Genomic DNA, 17,393 nt, shown 5'->3' with positions numbered 1-17,393 from the left:
CCCCTATTGGTCATCTCGACCATAGGGGATTTTTCGTTTCCATCGGATTCCATGATACGGCGTCTTGGCTAACCCAAAATATAAGACCTATTTAGGTATTGAGTAGCTTTTACTGACAAACTCAACTTCTTTCACTTGTAAGCGATAGTTAGTATAGGATGCCAATGTATACATCACGTTGGCGAGGAGATTGGCATAACGGAATAAGCAAGGATCAGGGCTTTTCTTACCTGAATGCTCAATAGCGACCAACGCTCTCACCACTTTCTTTGCATTAGTTCGACATACATGAAGTTCACTTGCAATGCGATCCCCGCCCGGTAATACAAACCCTTTAAACCCGCCATCTAACAGAGTACGTAGATGGTTATAGTCATCATAGAGTTCGTCAAATTCTACTTCCGTAATGGCCTGTTTGCCACGTACAGAGCCATTTAAATGATAAACATTCGGCTGTAGACGCTGCAAAACATCTCGGCTTACCTCATCTAGATTCAGAGTCAGCACTAAGCCGATACGGCTGCACAGTTCATCAGTAATGATCTCAAAATCACAGATAGGACTGTCTTCATAAATAAATGGGTAACAGATTTCGCCGTCGGCTTTACTCACTGGCTTCACACGCTTTCCTTAGACAAATAAAAACGCCCACTTATCAGTGAGCGCTTACTAAATAATTAGAAAATAATTTAGCTTTTAAACAATGGCTTAATTAAATATTGTAGCAATATTCCAACGTGTAGTCTTCACCACTTTTCGCGGTATATTCTTTGTCTTCACTGCACGCACTTGGTTTACCTTTTTCGTCGCCTTGAACTAAGCTTACCCAATGACGCATTGCCACCATTTCTTGAGTAAAGTTGGTACACGTCTCTAATTGAATATCATCAATATCAACTAGCTCAACACAACCCGTTCCTTTGTGACAACCAAAGGACACGTCTACGTGGCTGCCATTGCCATCTTTAAACAGAATAGAAGAGGGATCTTCTTTCTCGCCAGTGTAGGCTACAAAGTTTCTATTATTTTTCAACCCACTGTGCGACCCATCTTTGAAGTACGCAACCATATGACGGTAATCAATCATATACCCACTTACCTCTTGATGTGAACCATGCTCAAGAGGAAAAAGCTTATCGAGAAGCTGCTTCGCTTTCACTTGTTTCTCATTTTGCTGTTTTGCGCTGATAGTCTCTACGGCAAAGACAGCTTCAGCGATAAACGGTTTATTGTTTGTAGTGGTCTCTTTTTTATCGAATCTAAGCATATTCATAGTCTTTCCCTCTGTGTGGTCAATCAAGTTTGGACACCGTTTGTTGAGCAGTTCAGTGTTATCTCTTGTTAACGATTTTTAGCGACCAAATTTGATTGCTACTACCAAATAAAATTCATTTAGAGCAAATATTCAAAATTTACTTAACTTTCTCGGTAAATATGTGACATTGCTTACTTGGAAGATTAGCGAATTTTTGACTACAATTTCACAACAAAAATTTTACAATGTGAATTTTACAAAATGTCTCTATCAAAAAGCTTAGTTCGCCAGTCCCATTTCTTAGGTACTAAGATTAGAAACCTGAGAAAACGCAACCACTTAACTATGGAGGATCTCTCTGCGAGATGCATTCGTGTTAACCCTGAGTACGCACCCTCTGTTTCTTACCTCTCGATGATAGAGCGGGGAAAACGTGTCCCTAGTGTTGATATGCTTGAAGTCATTGCCGAAGTTTTTCAAAAAGATCCTCGTTGGTTCCTCGATGATGAGCCCGAACAAAGTGCTATTACACCGGATAAAGGAAATCGCGGCGGTATCAGCGGTATGGCACTGGAGCCCAGTTTTCTTTTTTCGAACGATATTTTACAAATTGCCATCCCAGAAATGCTTTCACAAACAGGGATTACCGGAAGACAGTTTGCGCACCTCTTGATACGTGCTCATCAAGAGAGTAATCAAAATCACTTTCCTCATCTTGAGCGAGCAGCAGAAGAGGTTGGTTTAAAAAGACTGAACCTTGCTATTGAAGATTTGATTGATATTGCCAAAAGCTTAGGAGTAAGGATTCGTTGGATCAGCCGCACACCTCAAGATGTCGTCGATGAGCTAGGCGTAAGCGCTAAGCAACTCGTTACTTCTTTTTTTGAATCACCGAGCACCATCTACCTCAATGAGATACTGAGAGATTACCCGACTAGGCTTAAGTACGATTTAGCTGTGTATATTGGGCACTGTATTTTACACCGCAAAGAAGGGCTTAAGAGTGTCCTTTCCGTCGGTCATACTAACAGCTGGGAGGATACCTCAAGCCCTGCTAACCCAACATCAGAGTTGAACTCTCAGGATATTTTACAAGCCTGGCGTGATTTTGAATCAAGCTTCTTTGCTGGCGCTTTACTTTGCCCTAAAGTGCCTTTTAGGCAACTGTTAGACCGCAGCGGCTATGAAATTGATGTGCACCAAAAAGCAGGGGTCTCACCGTCAGTCGCAATGCGCAGAATGACCGTGGTTTCTCCTTACCCACACTGGCACTATTTTGATGCTTACGGACAAAATAAGCTGAAAGCAGTTTATCGAGGAAACGGCATTCCGCTTCCGTGGGGAAATATGCGGAAGGTCAATGATCCTTGCCAACATTGGGCCGTATTTAGAAGACTCTCAGAACCTAAGAGCCACAGCTCCGCTCAGATTTCGATCCTAAATGTTGGCGATGAACCTAGAATCTACTGCTGTGAATCAGTCAACATGACTGACCCTGCTGGAAACAACCGCGTATTGTGTGCAGGAATAGACCTCAACCCTGCCATTGATGCACAAGGTGGTGACTCTCGCTCAATCGCTGAAGATCTAAAATCATTATGTGTATCGCAAGGCGGAAGCGCTGCAATACCCAACCACATTCGAAAAGAGTTTACGACGATCGCAAAGATCTTGAACATCAACTGGATTGAAAGAGGGATAGAGTCAGACGCTAGAGTCATTTGTTCTCGCGGTGCAGTATGCCCACGTAAACCGAGTTGTTATCACCAGTGTGAAGGATAAAGGCAGAAACTAGACTTTGGAAAGAAAAAAGCCAATCCCAAAAATCGAGGGGATTGGCTATATATATTTGTGAACAAATCTCGTGTTCACTAACAACGTCAGTTGGCTAGGTGACCCTCGGCTTAAGAAGGGTCAATATAGATAAAGCAACTAGTGTGCCAACTTTTAAATTGTAGAAAACAGCGTCATATGGCGACATTATAACCAGTTTCACGCAAACTTAGTGCATAGATAAGTTGCAAAATGCAAAACCGTTGCATTTTGCAAGTGCCAAAGTGCAAATTCCAAGTCTAATCCTACAAGCGACACTTTGTTTTACCAATTACGTGCTAAAGTTGAAAGGAACCCTCTATTGAGATCCGAAGTGACGCCATTCAAGTTAGCTCTACTCTCCTTAAATGATAAACAAGCGCTATTGGAGTTTGAAAAAACGAATCAATCTTGGTTTGAAGCTTATATACCTGCAAGAGAGAATGGCTTTTACACTCAAACGGGTATAACTAAACACATCAATGAATGCCTCGACTTTCACGGAGCAAACGAGATGCTCCCCATGCTGATAAAAAGTCGCGACAATCATCTATTAGGGCGTATTAACTTACATAGTATCGACCTCAATAAGCGAACTGCTCACCTCGGTTATCGAATTGCTCAAACGGCAACTGGACAAGGGATCACGACTCTTGCAACGAAAGAAATATCAGCGTTATGTGAAAGCAACTACCAGCTAAAAACGATCATTGCCTTAACCGCTAGCGATAATCTGGCATCACAGAAAGTACTTATTCGTAACGCCTTCGATCAAATCCGTACTCGCAGCAATTACATGCGACTAAACGGTCAGCTAATTCACTGCATCGAATACCATAAATCTATTCACTACTCTTAGGCTCTATTGACAATTTGTCACTAAACTTTGACATTATGCTTACAGCCATCAATAAAACGGCTGGTAAATTATAAGATTAAAGAAAAACCCGAAAGGCTCACTATGTACAAATTGAAAGGACTCAATCGCATCGTTGTCACCACAGCGATTCTTAGTAGCATGGTTGCCATTCGCTCTGTCAACGCTGACTCCATAGAGCTTAAACCAATCAGCAATGAGCCCAATTCCCCTACTACCAATTCCCCAACGAATAGCTATCAAGCCTCCGCAGAGATCCTGAAACACACGTATGAAACACAACTGTATACATTATCTGCGTTTAAAGAGGGGCATTATGGCCTACGTATGTATCGACAAACGTTGGATAAAAAATACGAAGCCGCTATATGGAGTGACATGGCTAGAGTCGCTAGCAGACTGAATTCATTTTCGGCGGAGATAAATACACCAGAAGAGATCCTCATCTACTCAGAAAAGCGTCTATCTGGTTATAGAGAACAAAAAGATGAGCGTAGTGTTCGCCGTTATACTACAACAATTCATCACCCTGAATATCTTTACTTAGCCGTCGACCTACTTGGCTCTATGGCTCGAGCGAATGAGTACGGGCTAAAACACCGAGAAGATGAAAAGCTTCGACAAGTCTTACGCCGCTACGATTTCAAGGAATATGTCACTAGCCCTGAGATGGTAAAAGCATGGGCAGCGCAACTGGCCAACCAAGTCTACTGGCTACGACAGCTGGAAGAGCAAGACGTGGTTAAAGAATTCACGGATACGTTTAAAGCCACCTACCCAGATAGTCAGGATAAAGCCTTATCTACCCAGCAGTTTGGAAACAAAGTCTACGGAATGACGCACATTATTTTTGCAGACTCTCAGTATTATCAAGTTCCCGTTAGAGAAAACGACCATCAGTGGATCTACGACTATTTCCGACAAAACATCGATACCATTTTATTACGGGCTAAAGAAGACATTATTGCGGAAGTCGGTATTAGTTTTTTACTTGCGGGGCTAGATGACGACCCGGTTGTAGAGAAGACTCGCCATGCTATTCAAAATGCCATCAACCTTGAAAGGGGGATGATACCCTCGGCTACAGGTGGATTTGGGTTGAGCTATGGAGAGCATCGAAACCTGCTTGCGATCATGCTCTTAGATTGGCAATCAACAAATAAAGCGCCAGTGTTTGGAAAACACAATAGCGTATTTAATGACATTCCATTTGGTCTTGAAGCTAAGCTTCCTTAAAGTTATGTATCCCTATATCTAGACCCTATTAAACTTCATCCTCCCTCAAATCAGGGTTAGGCGTAAGATTTTGACCAAGCCACTAACTTCCAATTCACTCTTTTTATTCTCAGCACAACAGGAGGTATTCATCAAATAAATACAAAATCAGATGGCAATCACAAGATCAATTCATGTTTGTGATAACAGTCACGTTTAGATTCTGTCTAACTGCTTCAAATTTTTATATTTCACCTAAGCTTTAATCGAGAGGTTGTGAAATTAGGAATTGTGAAGAGTAATGCCCCAATTAGTAGGACGACATTTAGAGGAAATGGCTAATATACGCTCGTCGAGAAAGCGTAGAATCGTCCTCATCTCCTCAATTGTTGTTGGGATTCTTCTAGCCTACTATTCCATGGTTCACTTTAGTCACAGTCACTATTCTTTCGGTTTGTTTAACTTATGCTGTTTACTGGCTGTCATACTCAATGTTAGTCACCTGTCCAAACAGCCGAAATCAAATTACTCTGAAATTATTTTAAGTGGAGTCTTACTTCTACAAGCCCTTGTACAACTGCTTTATGGGGAGAATATTATTAGCCAAATTCTATGGCTATTCCCTATTCTTGCCGCGATCATCTTCATTAATGAGTTTAAGATTGGGCTTCTATTGAGCAGCTCTTTCTATCTAATTATTCTATTTTCAGTGAACTTTCCAGGTAACACCCTAATACCTAGAGAATTTCCTACTGACCGGCTCTTGTTCAGTTTATTTTCTATCTTATTAATCTGTAACATTTCTTCTTACTATTACGCAAAGGCTGTTAATTATATCCAAAGTCTCTATAAGGAAGGGATCGAAGATCTGGCCTATATGGATCAGCTCACTGGCCTTGCTAACCGCTGGAGTTTTGAAAACTGGGCCAGCGACAAGCTTGCGCACCCTCCAGAAAATGGCACATTAACCGCACTAATTTTTATTGATATTGATGATTTTAAGAGTATTAATGATGCGTATGGACATGATGTGGGTGATAGAGTTTTACAACACTTTGCTCGTCGTTTGAAAAACAATATTCGCAACAAAGATAGAAAGACTAACAAGCACGACTACTCTATAGCTCGTTTTGCCGGTGATGAGTTTGTCATTCTTTTATATGATGTAAAAACAAAAAATGACTTGAATGGAATACTTGATAGGGTGTGTGAAATATTTACTGACAACTACAAAACAGAGCAACGCATCAACACCTTAACCGTTAGTGTTGGAGCTGCTTTATTTCCTAATGACGCAACAACTTTACCTGAACTGACTCGTTGTGCTGACAAAGCTATGTATACCGCGAAACATCGAGGTAAAAACCAGTATTGCTATTACCACGATGACCCAAAAGACAATCAAGTAGGTAGTAATATAAATAATGATAACAAAGTGACTCAACTCAAAAAGACTAGCCTGCCATATACATAGCCCATAGGCTAATTGCGGCAACGACGATTAGCCAAATAACATATCTAGCGTTATTGCGTTCACCTTTCTTTGTTTTAATCACTTGCCTACTTGCAGCGGCACGTGCGGCAGAAACGATAGTGGGTTTCTTTTCGTATTGCTCACGTCTTTGTTGGGCTTTATTCGCGACATCCGTAAAACGCTGTCTCTGTTCCGTCGTCAGCTCTTTACTTGGATCGTAACGTTGAGCGTCTGAATGTTTTGGTACAACAGCCATAATCTCCCCCTATAAAGCTGAATGAAACTACTCTCATACACTAAGTATAGTGTAGTAAGTCAATATTCAAACAACTTGAATTAGCTCATATAATTCAATATTTATCTTTAAGATTAGGCAATTTTCTCGCCAAGTTAACATCTAAATTCGCGTAAATTATTTCCGATATACCTCAATAGACTCCCAACGAAGGAGAGTCATCGAAGAGAAATCTATTGAGTTTCTTAACTGATAAACAATACTTTAGACGCTCAAAATCCGCAAGGCTATAGATACTCACACAAGTAAGCAGTAGGAGTTGATACTTTCACATCAAATGAAGAGTCACCAATGACATCAAAAGCCTCACCTGAAGAAAACGTCACCCAGTCTGTGTCATCAGATCGCTTGATCGCTAATGCCCCTTTGACTACGGTCATCTTTTCCGGAGCCGCGGTACCGAACGTATAGCTTCCAATCGCCATTACACCAACACTGCTTTTCTCATTATCGAGTGAAAAGCCCAACGACTTTACGTTACCTTCGAAATACTCATTTACGTCGATCATTCCTACGTCCCTATAATCATTAATAATTACTCAAGATACTACCCATTTCTCTTGAACACTTTATGTTTTAACTAATTCTAGACTTTATCTCAAGCAGGTTTTAAACGTCTTTTCAATTCGTTGAAACAATTGTCTCGATAACATGCCATCACACCAATGAATAAACTCAACCTAAAAGTGGTTTTCAATCTATTATTTAACTAGTTCTTTTGGGCTAAAGATCATATTTTGCCATGCATCGTTTGATTGATATTGAAATATGGTACAACCTAACTTTTCACTAGACTCTAAGCAGGTATGGCATGGCAGTAGTAAAAGGGAAACGGTCAACAAAGACAACTCCTAAAAAAAAGCAACAGCCCATGTTCAGCCGAGAACAACTGGTTAAAACAGCATTGATATCGGTCTTAACGGTATTAGGCTTGTCTTTTGCTTCTCTCACCTACTTTAGTTATCAAGAGTACGTAAACCCAAAGCATGTTTATGGCAGTTGGATTGAGATTGGCACCCCTAGCTATGACACCGATGTTCTCGTTCTTTCTGCTGAGGGAGTATTTCGCAATAAACGATTGATCTCTACAATGTTTGAGTTTGACGGCAAGCAAATTAACCTACAGACAGGGAAAGGCGAGTTCATTTATCAATTAGCCGGAACACCAAATTCTCCTCAGATTAAGCGTATCCATCCAAGTGGGCCCGTTAAGCGATTCATTAAAAAAGGTTACGAGCACACTGTAGATACAGGAAGTGCAGGTGCAGGTAAAAACCGTAGAGCAGCTTTATCCGAACATTTTAATAAAAGTAAATAAATTTGATTATCAATACAAAAAGCAAGTGAGGTGAAACTCACACTCTTCTTCGAACAAGTTAACTAATATTGTATAATTTAATTGTTTGATTTTTAAAACCTTAAGATCGTTTTATAATCATTACAGACTTTATCAATATAGACGCTATCTATGGACAACCTTATCAGCCGAGTGCAGCTTCTTGCACAAACATTACTGCAAAGTGAAGGAAACAGTATTTACTTCATTACTGCTGCGAGTTTAGTCGCGTGGGTTGCTTGGCGTATTATTTACTCCCGTTTAGAGCTTCTTACCGAAAAAACCTCTTTTCAATGGGATAACCTTACTTTAAGTGCTCTTAAAACACCTGTCAGTACCTTTATCTGGTGTTGGCCTGCCACCATTTCTCTTAGCGTTTTTCTTCAAGAGCACTTTGACAGTCAGCTTAATTGGCTGCATACGCTGAAACTCATACTCATTATTAGTATATTCGTATGGATAACACTCAGACTTATTCATAACGTAGAAATATACGTACTAAACCAAAAGAAACGTGACGAAACAACGGTTCAGGCGATAGCCAAGGTTGCACGACTCTTCTTTGTCACCATCGGTTTACTCACAAGTATGCAAGCCTTTGGTTTAAGTTTATCGGGACTACTAACCTTCGGTGGTGTCGGTGGTTTGATCGTTGGTTTAGCCGCTAAAGATTTACTATCAAATTTCTTTGGTGGCATGATGATCTATTTCGACCGTCCCTTTAAAGTAGGTGACTGGATACGTTCACCTGATCGTCAAATTGAAGGAACCGTTGAAAGAATTGGTTGGCGCATGACCATTATTCGAACCTTTGATAAACGACCTTTGTATGTTCCAAATTCAGTGTTCAGTAGCATCGTCGTTGAGAACCCTTCGCGAATGCTTAACCGTCGAATTAAAGAAGATATTGGTATTCGCTATAAAGACAGCAAAAGCCTTGAGTTAATCGTTGAAGAGATTAAATCGATGCTGCAAAACCATCCTGATATCGATAACACTCAAACACTAATCGTTAATTTCAACGGGTTTGGTTCATCTTCTCTTGATTTGATGGTGTATACCTTCACTAAAACAGTCAACTGGATTCGTTTTCACGAGGTGAAACAAGATGTGTTGATGCAAATTTTGGCCATTGTTCATAAACATGACGCTGATATCGCGTACCCAACTCAAACCCTCAGAGTTGATCCTGACTATGCTGGCGTCAGTGACCTAGCGATAAAGCAGTAATGAGTTACAAATGGAGCCATACACCATTAGATGTACGGCTCTTAAGCATTCAGTAAAAACTTAAATTACTCTACTGTTACGCTAATCGGCTGATCGCTGATCGTATTATCAAAAACCGCATGTATTTCCGCCGTTCCAGTGCCTTTGGCAACGATGAAACCAGTGTTACGATCGACGGTAACGACTGAAGGATTACTGCTAGTCCAAGCAGATCGATTAGTCACGTTCTCATAATCTGTATATGAATAGAATACCGTTGCAACTGCTTGTACCGAGTTACCGATATTCATTACTGGCATAGCGGGAGCTATATCCAGTGCTAATATATTAGAATCACTTACGTAAAGCAGCATCGTTGCACTTCTGACACCATCAAGTGTTACATAAATGCTCGAAAAGCCCGCTTTTAAGCCTGTAGCTAAACCACTATTATCTATTGCTAAGGTCGTTGGCATCCCTACGTTCCAAGTCACAATATCAGTAATCTCTTCGGTAGTACCATCGCTATAGTGTGCGATTGCACTAAGTTGTTTAGTTTTTCCTGTTTGCAGATTTTGAGAGGTGGTACCTATCGTGATTTCGACCACATCACTAATACCAACATTTAATGTTACCGGCTTACCTTCAAAACCATCTAGCGTTGCAAAGATCTGGGTTTCACCTTCAATAAGGCCTGTAGCTGTTCCTTTTGATGAAATGTTCGCAACCGTTTCATTCGTACTCACCCAACCCACTAGGTCTGTGACATTTTCACTTGTGCCATCCAAATAGAACACTCGTGACATATAGTTACGATTTTCACCTACTGCTACCGTAGCGTTGTCTGGAGATACCCATAGATCAGCGATCGTGTCATGAACATTATCACCTACAACACTCAATGCACCAGGGTCACTGTGTTGACCGCCAAGTGAAGCGGAAACTTCGGTCTTACCATGTTTCAGTCCTGTAGCGGTACCATTCGAAACGATATCAGCAACCGAAGGTTCACTGCTATGCCAAGTCACTTCATCCGTGACATCACGTAAATCACCATTGGTAAAGCCTGCGACAGCGCGATAGTTAAACGTGTCATTCACACTAATAGTCGCACTACCATTTGATATAACTACACCGACAACGTCAGTATCTGTAGCAACTTGCTCTTCTGTAGCAATATGAGGTATGACATTATCGCTAATGATCCCTGCAAGACTCGCAGAAATGCCACTCTCTCCAGAAGCGATCGAGAATGCAAAGCCTTCATCATTAATTACAGTGCTACTGCTATTAGAACTAGACCAATCCACAAGGTCAGTAACATTTGCAGAGGTTCCATCAACGTAAATGGCTTGAGCTGTGTATTGCTGCATTGCACCTTTTTCGTATTGAGCACCATTTGCCATAACCGTCAAAGAAGTCAGAGGCAAATGGTTAACTTCTAAAGTTACCGTATTAGATTTCACTGCATTTAGCTTTGAATTCACCGTAACAAGCCCATTCGCATGGCTCGGTATGGTAATTTTTCCATTCTCATGAATAACGGCTTGATCATCAACATACCATTGTACGTTCTCTGTTAAGTCGCTCGTAGAACCATCGCTGAAACTACCTGTAGAAATAACCGCTAAGTTTGCCCCCGGGTTCACAACTGTTTTTTTTGTCCCTTTCAGGAGACTATTCGCATCAACCGCAACCTCTATAGACTCTAAAGCTGGGGTTAAAGGAGAGCTCTGGCTGGTCGCTTCATCAGAATTACAACCCGTTAATACCATCATAAAACCCGCGATTATCGCCGTCGCTTTAATACGTAAACCATTCATTAAAATTATCACCTTTGTTATATGTTAGACCCACTCATTACACAACGGTTATACTAATGGTTAGCTTAATTTCTTATCAAAGAGCCAAATAGATTAGGGCTAAATTATTATAAATATTCATCACCATACATTTTAAAAGTAAATAGAAACAAGCAATACATATGATTAATAAATCGGTTTGACACAGGTTTGACTTATAGGTTGTTTTTTAATTTAAACAGATAGCTGGCTAAATATAGATAACACGAATTAATTGTAATTTTCTGGCTCAAAATCACCTAAAAAAGAGCTACTCCTGAAAGATAGGTAAAACTTTCGAACCAAGATCAACGAATCGCAATAATTACTCAATTTTTAGAATTTCGGGGCTATTTTTCATACATGACGTCGTTAAATTCTGACTAACGCTCAAGATAACTAGCGTTATACCAGTAAGTTAGGGGTCACTCCACTTTCACACATGCTCGATTAGGAGCCGCCCTCTGTAAACCAGTTATCTTAAAGTTAATTCATTGCATCACCGTTTTTCAAATCAGTCATCTAAATAGTGACAAATACAATCCTATTTCGAGCTTCGCTAACTAATTTGAGGGTTGATTCAGCTTGGCTAAATACTTTCTGTACTTGGCTCTCGATATCGAAATAATAACGAGCGCACTAACTTAGGTAATACGACTCAATATTGAGTTATCTAATCTTCCTCTTATTACACTCATTAATTATTTTAAATTTTTGAGTCATTGACAGTGAGTTCCAGGCAAGTATCTCTTCCAATGTACGATAGCAGCCCATGCAAACATCATCATCATTTAAACAGCAGTGACGAATGCAAGGCGATTCTATTCTCCCTTGCTTTGAACTTGATTTGATTATCGGTTTAGGTCTATTCATTTCAGTCTCCCGCTACTCAGAAGTTAGATGTAGTTAGCAGGATTGTCTAAATCAGAAGCATAATAGAGCAACAGTAAATAACCCCCTTTAGCCATCGGTATCAAAAGAAAAGCAGTTAGAATGATCGCTTTAATCTGATGAGCCAAATGATGACAAAAAGCTAGATCGTATTACGGCAATGCAACAAATTATCGATGCCGTAATAAAAGAATTTCTGCTTTATCAATCTGATACCTTCCAATGTGGTTTTGATAACAGCTGTGTCGGCTGCCCCAGCAAGTTGATGGAATTGGTCGATGATGAGCTCTTCTACTGGTAACACCAAGTTGACCAAAAGATTCCACCGACTTTTGATGAACTCTATCGTTTTGGGAAGCTATGTAAGAACGCTCGACGCGAATTGATAAGGAATAGTCGAATCACCGCTTAATAGCTGAGACACGGTTCATCGGCCCCTGTCCCTACTCGTGATATACCATCCCAGCATCAAAAATAGCTATTAGCGCCTCTATATCCTTATCACAATAAGCGCTTGCATAGCTTTCCAATGTTGCAATGATTTCGGTTTCTTCAGACATGCTCTATTGCTCCTTTTAACAAAAGAAGTGTAAACGCTGATGTCGAAAAGTAGATTTGATTGAAACAAATAAATTTAAAAAGGAAGGGGAATTGGATAGACCTAAAGGGTATTTTAATGATTGAGATTAATCTATTTTCCTAAAATAGCTTCTCGTTCATCGCGACACTCATACGATCCCATTTCAAACTCTCGACAAATCAAAGGGCGGTTTTCGTAAATCGTGCACATCAACGTCTCACGATCGACTGCTGAGCACCAGCCATCATCAAGTCTAAGCATGGTCTCACCACCCCACTGATCATACGCGATATGATGCTCTGGTACGCCTGTATCAGTAAGAATGACGACTTCTAACCGGCAGCAGCAAGCTTCGCAGTTTGAACACAGTACCTCAGGCTCTTGCTCTTCTTGAGTTATATTCTTTATTGGTATAGTCATAGCGGTCTTAAAGGTCGTTATCTATCGTTAACTCGATGGCGGCATACTACTCTAATATAGCAACTTTATCGAAGATCATTTTTATTATGATAACTATTCTGTTGTAAAGAATTGCACTTCACTAGGAGATAAATAACGCCACTCTCCAGATCTTACATCTAACGTTACCTCACCAATTTTTTCTCTGTGAAGCGAAACGACTCGGTTCCCTACCGCCGCGAACATTCGCTTTACTTGGTGGAACTTACCTTCTGTGATGGTTAACAACACCTCTTTAGATGTTATGACTTCTAGCTCTGCTGGGTGCGTTAAGTTTTGTTCGCCTTGCAATTGGATTCCTGTGGCGAATTCATCGGCAACACCTTCTCTTAGAGCGCGAGATAATCCCACTCGATAAACCTTACTGCACTTTTTGTCTGGATGAGTAATATTGAATGACCAACGTCCATCATCCGTAATCAATACAAGCCCTGTCGTATCAGCATCCAGCCTACCTGCTATATGTAATTCAGACTTTCGTTCGATAGCTAAGTGATTAAACAAAGATGGATAAACTTCATCAACATTAGAACAGACCGTACCCGATGGTTTATTCATAAGGATATGCCGAAATGGTCTTGGCTTTAGCAGACTCCCTTTCCAAGTAATGTCATTATTTTCATGTACCTGCGTGGCCTCATCACATACGGAAACACCATTGACGACAACTTCTCCGCTATGGATGCACTCAATCGCTTCGCTCTTGGTTAGCTCTGTACTTTTACAAACAAATCTATCTAAACGCATTTCGTCTTACACCCACTGAAATCACCCAACATTGGCCTAATCACCAAATTAGAGACAATAAAAAAGGAGAGCCGAAGCTCTCCTTTTTCGTAACCAGAAACTGCTAATTAAAGAGCAGCTTTTGCTTTTCCAACTAGTACTGCAAATGCAGCTTTGTCGAATACAGCGATATCAGCAAGGATCTTACGATCGATTTCGATAGACGCTTTCTTAAGACCGTTGATGAAACGGCTGTAAGACAGACCATTTTGACGAGACGCAGCGTTGATACGAGCAATCCAAAGTTGACGGAATTGACGTTTCTTGTTGCGACGGTCACGGTATGCGTATTGACCAGCTTTTGTAACTGCTTGGAAAGCTACGCGGTAAACACGTGAACGTGCTCCGTAGTAACCTTTAGCTTGTTTAAGAACTTTCTTATGACGTGCACGAGCTTGTACACCACGTTTTACGCGAGGCATTATGCTTCTCCTAAATAAACGATAATTAAACTAAAAAGAATTAAGCGTATGGCAACATACGTAGAACTGCAGCCACTTCACATTTAGGAAGGATTGCATTTGGACGTAGTTGACGCTTGTTCTTAGTAGTACGCTTAGTCAGGATGTGACGTTTACCAGCGTGCTTAAACTTAATACCACCAGCAGTTTTCTTGAAACGCTTAGCAGCACCTTTGTTGGATTTCATCTTAGTCATGATGAATAACTCCGCATTGTTGAGTAGTTAATAACATAGTAATTAGGGCGAACAAAACACATCCACTGAAACAGCAGATGCATTTTAGTTACTTGTAAGGCCTTTAATTACTTCTTCTTCGGCGCCAATACCATAATCATCTGGCGACCTTCTATTCTCGTTGGGAAAGATTCGACTACTGCAAATTCTTCAGTATCCGCTTTCAAACGATTAAGAACGTCAACACCGATGCTTTGGTGGGCCATTTCACGGCCACGGAAGCGAATTGTTACCTTCACTTTGTTGCCGTCTTCTAGGAAACCAGTCAGGTTGCGTAGTTTTACCTGATAGTCACCAATATCAGTTCCAGGGCGGAATTTAATTTCCTTAATCTGGACCTGCTTTTGCTTCTTCTTCTGCTCTTTCGCAGCTTTGCTCTTCTCGAAGAGGAACTTACCGTAGTCCATCACTCGACAGACAGGCGGCTCGGCGTTAGGGCTGATCTCTACGAGATCCATACCAGCTTCATTAGCAGCTTCAAGTGCTTCAGCAATTGATACTACACCAACAGCTTCGCCGTCAGCGCCAGTTAGACGAACTTCACGAACGCCACGAATGTCACCGTTTAAACGGTGCTGGTTTTGCTTGGCCGGTTGTTGGCCACGTCTTCCGCCTTTAATAGCTATTCCTCCAGATTGAGCTTACGGCTTGAAACTTCGGCTTGGATGTATGAAATAAAATCATCCACTTTAAACTTGCCTAAGTCCTTGCCTTTACGAGTACGAACTGCGATTTCGCCGGCTTCCATTTCCTGGTCACCACAAACCAACATGAACGGTACACGTTTCAAAGTATGTTCGCGGATTTTAAAGCCTATCTTCTCATTTCTCAAGTCCGCTTTTACTCTAAATCCACTTTTTTGCAGTTTTTTTGTAATTTCTTGCACATATTCGGCTTGTTTGTCAGTAATACCCATGACAACCGCTTGTTCTGGCGCTAACCAAGTTGGGAAAAAGCCAGCGTACTCTTCAATAAGAATACCAATGAAACGCTCAAGAGAACCTAAAATTGCACGGTGAATCATAACTGGCGTATGACGCTCATTATCTTCACCCACATAAGTTGCACCTAGACGCTCAGGTAGAGCAAAATCTAGCTGAACTGTACCACATTGCCATGCACGGTCTAAACAGTCATGCAGTGTGAACTCAATTTTCGGTCCGTAGAATGCACCCTCACCTTCTTGGATGTCGTAAGCGATATCCATAGATTCTAAGGCAAGCTTCAGATCCGCTTCCGCGCGATCCCACATTTCATCAGAGCCAACACGCTGTTCAGGGCGAGTAGACAGTTTCACAACAATGTTTTCAAAACCAAACGTTGTGTAAGTATCGTAAACCATCTCAATACACGCTTTCACTTCTTGCTGTACTTGTTCTTCAGTACAGAATACGTGTGCGTCATCTTGAGTAAAGCCACGTACACGCATGATTCCGTGTAGAGCGCCTGATGGTTCGTTACGGTGACATGAGCCGAACTCAGCCATACGTAGTGGTAAGTCACGGTACGATTTTAGGCCTTGGTTGAAGATCTGAACATGACCTGGGCAGTTCATTGGCTTGATTGCGTATTCACGGTTTTCAGAGCTTGTTGTGAACATCGCTTCAGCGTATTTGTCCCAGTGACCAGAACGTTCCCAAAGAACACGATCCATCATTAATGGACCTTTTACTTCTTGGTAATCGTATTCTGTTAGCTTCTCACGGATAAAGACTTCTAGATCACGAAAAATAGACCAACCGTTGTGATGCCAGAATACCATACCCGGTGCTTCTTGCTGCATGTGAAAAAGGTCTAAGTGCTTACCAATTTTACGGTGGTCACGCTTAGCAGCTTCTTCAAGACGTGTTAGGTGCGCCTTAAGAGCTTTCTTGTCGTGGAAAGCCGTACCGTAGATACGTTGAAGCATCTTGTTATCGCTGTTACCACGCCAGTAAGCACCTGCTACGTTAAGTAGAGTGAAGTGCTGACAGAAACCCATATGTGGTACGTGAGGGCCACGACACATATCGATATATTCTTCATGGTGGTAAAGACCTGGACGATCGTCTTTTGAAACATTCTCATCCAAGATTTCCATCTTGTAGTTTTCACCGCGTGCTTCAAACGCATCGCGTGCTTCCTGCCAGCTTACCGTCTTTTTAACAACTTGATATTTAGTTTTCGCAAGCTCTTTCATACGCTTTTCAATCTTATCCAGATCGTCTTGCGTTAAAGAGTGCTCTAAATCGATGTCGTAGTAGAAGCCATTGTCGATGGTTGGACCGATCGCCATTTTCGCTTCTGGGAAAAGTTGCTTAACTGCGTGACCAAGAAGGTGAGCGCAAGAGTGACGAACGATTTCTAAACCATCGATTTCATCTTTCGCTGTGATGATTTCAAGGCTAGCATCATTTTCAATAAGGTCACACGCGTCAACACGATTTCCATCAACACGACCAGCAATCGTTGCTTTCGCAAGGCCAGGACCGATTGATAGAGCGACATCTAGAGTTGATACAGGGTTGTCAAATGGGCGCTGACTGCCGTCAGGAAGAGTAATAATAGGCATTATTTGTCCTTTACAGTGGTGTTGCATACCAAGCAACACATGTTCAGTAATATGTTTCGTCTTTAACAAAACATGTCTAAATTAGGGTTCGTTATTTATGTCGATACAAACACGAA

18 protein-coding genes and 1 pseudogene are annotated in these 17,393 nt (G+C 41.2%); 7 read left to right on the top strand and 12 right to left on the bottom strand.

Annotation, left to right across the window (positions count from 1 at the left end):
- Window positions 1-87 precede the first annotated feature (87 nt).
- Together KP803_RS14830 and KP803_RS14825 are read right to left on the bottom strand one after the other, a co-directional pair.
- Complete coding sequence (locus tag KP803_RS14830; RefSeq protein ID WP_248009633.1) at window positions 88-621, bottom strand: ATP:cob(I)alamin adenosyltransferase; 534 nt, start codon at window positions 619-621, stop codon at window positions 88-90.
- 91 nt (window positions 622-712) lie between these two features.
- Window positions 713-1,273 (bottom strand): aldolase/citrate lyase/malate synthase family protein, encoded by a 561-nt coding sequence (locus KP803_RS14825; protein ID WP_248009632.1) that lies wholly within the window; start codon window positions 1,271-1,273, stop codon window positions 713-715.
- 243 nt (window positions 1,274-1,516) lie between these two features.
- Here KP803_RS14825 and KP803_RS14820 point away from each other — a divergent pair, with 243 nt between their 5' ends.
- The 4 genes from KP803_RS14820 (at window position 1,517) to KP803_RS14805 (ending at window position 6,633) form a co-directional block, all read left to right on the top strand.
- Complete coding sequence (locus KP803_RS14820) at window positions 1,517-3,037, top strand: DUF3612 domain-containing protein (protein WP_248009631.1); 1,521 nt, start codon at window positions 1,517-1,519, stop codon at window positions 3,035-3,037.
- A gap of 352 nt (window positions 3,038-3,389) precedes the next feature.
- On the top strand, window positions 3,390-3,926 hold the full coding sequence (locus tag KP803_RS14815) for a GNAT family N-acetyltransferase (protein WP_248009630.1): 537 nt from the start codon (window positions 3,390-3,392) through the stop codon (window positions 3,924-3,926).
- 102 nt (window positions 3,927-4,028) lie between these two features.
- Window positions 4,029-5,180, top strand: coding sequence for a DUF3541 domain-containing protein (locus KP803_RS14810; protein WP_248009629.1), 1,152 nt, complete (start codon window positions 4,029-4,031; stop codon window positions 5,178-5,180).
- Between the two features lie 280 nt (window positions 5,181-5,460).
- Window positions 5,461-6,633 (top strand): GGDEF domain-containing protein, encoded by a 1,173-nt coding sequence (locus KP803_RS14805; protein ID WP_248009628.1) that lies wholly within the window; start codon window positions 5,461-5,463, stop codon window positions 6,631-6,633.
- On the opposite strand, the gene KP803_RS14800 is transcribed toward KP803_RS14805, so the two are convergent.
- Window positions 6,614-6,889: a hypothetical protein gene (locus KP803_RS14800; RefSeq protein ID WP_248009627.1), complete on the bottom strand. Its 276-nt coding sequence runs from the start codon at window positions 6,887-6,889 to the stop codon at window positions 6,614-6,616. The two genes, KP803_RS14805 and KP803_RS14800, sit on opposite strands and share 20 nt — an antisense overlap.
- Window positions 6,890-7,155: 266 nt before the next feature.
- Window positions 7,156-7,437: a pyrimidine/purine nucleoside phosphorylase gene (gene ppnP / locus KP803_RS14795; protein ID WP_248009626.1), complete on the bottom strand. Its 282-nt coding sequence runs from the start codon at window positions 7,435-7,437 to the stop codon at window positions 7,156-7,158.
- A gap of 362 nt (window positions 7,438-7,799) precedes the next feature.
- Between ppnP and KP803_RS14790 the strand changes: the two genes are divergently transcribed.
- Together KP803_RS14790 and KP803_RS14785 are read left to right on the top strand one after the other, a co-directional pair.
- Entirely contained in the window at window positions 7,800-8,246 is a 447-nt protein-coding gene (locus KP803_RS14790) for a DUF2850 domain-containing protein (RefSeq protein WP_248009800.1), read from the top strand.
- Window positions 8,247-8,396: 150 nt separating this feature from the next.
- On the top strand, window positions 8,397-9,494 hold the full coding sequence (locus KP803_RS14785; protein ID WP_248009625.1) for a mechanosensitive ion channel family protein: 1,098 nt from the start codon (window positions 8,397-8,399) through the stop codon (window positions 9,492-9,494).
- Between the two features lie 65 nt (window positions 9,495-9,559).
- Here the strand turns inward: KP803_RS14785 and KP803_RS14780 are convergent, their stop codons facing one another.
- The gene (locus KP803_RS14780) at window positions 9,560-11,296 is read right to left on the bottom strand and encodes an Ig-like domain-containing protein (RefSeq protein WP_248009624.1); all 1,737 of its coding nucleotides are present in this window, start codon (window positions 11,294-11,296) and stop codon (window positions 9,560-9,562) included.
- A 687-nt stretch (window positions 11,297-11,983) separates the two neighbouring features.
- Complete coding sequence (locus KP803_RS21940) at window positions 11,984-12,187, bottom strand: DUF1289 domain-containing protein (protein WP_282437298.1); 204 nt, start codon at window positions 12,185-12,187, stop codon at window positions 11,984-11,986.
- A gap of 178 nt (window positions 12,188-12,365) precedes the next feature.
- On the opposite strand from KP803_RS21940, the pseudogene KP803_RS14770 reads away from it, so the two are divergent.
- Window positions 12,366-12,617: pseudogene (locus KP803_RS14770) on the top strand (hypothetical protein).
- Between the two features lie 279 nt (window positions 12,618-12,896).
- Here the strand turns inward: KP803_RS14770 and KP803_RS14765 are convergent.
- From KP803_RS14765 to thrS, 6 genes are all read right to left on the bottom strand, one after another.
- Window positions 12,897-13,205: a YkgJ family cysteine cluster protein gene (locus KP803_RS14765; protein WP_248009623.1), complete on the bottom strand. Its 309-nt coding sequence runs from the start codon at window positions 13,203-13,205 to the stop codon at window positions 12,897-12,899.
- A 93-nt stretch (window positions 13,206-13,298) separates the two neighbouring features.
- On the bottom strand, window positions 13,299-13,991 hold the full coding sequence (locus KP803_RS14760; RefSeq protein ID WP_248009622.1) for a pseudouridine synthase: 693 nt from the start codon (window positions 13,989-13,991) through the stop codon (window positions 13,299-13,301).
- Between the two features lie 107 nt (window positions 13,992-14,098).
- A complete protein-coding gene (gene rplT, locus KP803_RS14755) occupies window positions 14,099-14,452 on the bottom strand; it encodes a 50S ribosomal protein L20 (protein WP_017034714.1) in 354 nt (117 codons plus the stop codon).
- Window positions 14,453-14,492: 40 nt separating this feature from the next.
- Entirely contained in the window at window positions 14,493-14,687 is a 195-nt protein-coding gene (rpmI, locus tag KP803_RS14750) for a 50S ribosomal protein L35 (protein WP_017034715.1), read from the bottom strand.
- Window positions 14,688-14,794: 107 nt separating this feature from the next.
- Entirely contained in the window at window positions 14,795-15,283 is a 489-nt protein-coding gene (gene infC / locus KP803_RS14745) for a translation initiation factor IF-3 (RefSeq protein WP_427916962.1), read from the bottom strand.
- A 65-nt stretch (window positions 15,284-15,348) separates the two neighbouring features.
- Entirely contained in the window at window positions 15,349-17,277 is a 1,929-nt protein-coding gene (thrS, locus tag KP803_RS14740) for a threonine--tRNA ligase (RefSeq protein ID WP_248009621.1), read from the bottom strand.
- Between the last annotated feature and the right edge of the window lie 116 nt (window positions 17,278-17,393).

This window comes from Vibrio amylolyticus, from assembly GCF_023145695.1.
Classification (GTDB): Bacteria; Pseudomonadota; Gammaproteobacteria; order Enterobacterales; family Vibrionaceae; genus Vibrio; species Vibrio amylolyticus.
The sequence above is the reverse complement of the archived record's forward strand: the minus strand, read 5'-3'. Positions and strand labels throughout refer to the sequence as shown.

Bases quoted from the DNA above. Each gene is read 5' to 3' on its own strand.
- KP803_RS14780 (WP_248009624.1), bottom strand. From the start codon at position 11,296: ATGAATGGTTTACGTATTAAAGCGACGGCGATAATCGCGGGTTTTATG.
- rplT (WP_017034714.1), bottom strand. From the start codon at position 14,452: ATGCCTCGCGTAAAACGTGGTGTACAAGCTCGTGCACGTCATAAGAAA.
- thrS (WP_248009621.1), bottom strand. From the start codon at position 17,277: ATGCCTATTATTACTCTTCCTGACGGCAGTCAGCGCCCATTTGACAAC.
- KP803_RS14785 (WP_248009625.1), top strand. From the start codon at position 8,397: ATGGACAACCTTATCAGCCGAGTGCAGCTTCTTGCACAAACATTACTG.
- KP803_RS14825 (WP_248009632.1), bottom strand. From the start codon at position 1,273: ATGAATATGCTTAGATTCGATAAAAAAGAGACCACTACAAACAATAAA.
- KP803_RS14790 (WP_248009800.1), top strand. From the start codon at position 7,800: ATGTTCAGCCGAGAACAACTGGTTAAAACAGCATTGATATCGGTCTTA.
- ppnP (WP_248009626.1), bottom strand. From the start codon at position 7,437: ATGATCGACGTAAATGAGTATTTCGAAGGTAACGTAAAGTCGTTGGGC.
- KP803_RS21940 (WP_282437298.1), bottom strand. From the start codon at position 12,187: ATGAATAGACCTAAACCGATAATCAAATCAAGTTCAAAGCAAGGGAGA.
- rpmI (WP_017034715.1), bottom strand. From the start codon at position 14,687: ATGACTAAGATGAAATCCAACAAAGGTGCTGCTAAGCGTTTCAAGAAA.
- KP803_RS14800 (WP_248009627.1), bottom strand. From the start codon at position 6,889: ATGGCTGTTGTACCAAAACATTCAGACGCTCAACGTTACGATCCAAGT.
- KP803_RS14760 (WP_248009622.1), bottom strand. From the start codon at position 13,991: ATGCGTTTAGATAGATTTGTTTGTAAAAGTACAGAGCTAACCAAGAGC.
- KP803_RS14805 (WP_248009628.1), top strand. From the start codon at position 5,461: ATGCCCCAATTAGTAGGACGACATTTAGAGGAAATGGCTAATATACGC.
- KP803_RS14765 (WP_248009623.1), bottom strand. From the start codon at position 13,205: ATGACTATACCAATAAAGAATATAACTCAAGAAGAGCAAGAGCCTGAG.
- KP803_RS14810 (WP_248009629.1), top strand. From the start codon at position 4,029: ATGTACAAATTGAAAGGACTCAATCGCATCGTTGTCACCACAGCGATT.
- KP803_RS14820 (WP_248009631.1), top strand. From the start codon at position 1,517: ATGTCTCTATCAAAAAGCTTAGTTCGCCAGTCCCATTTCTTAGGTACT.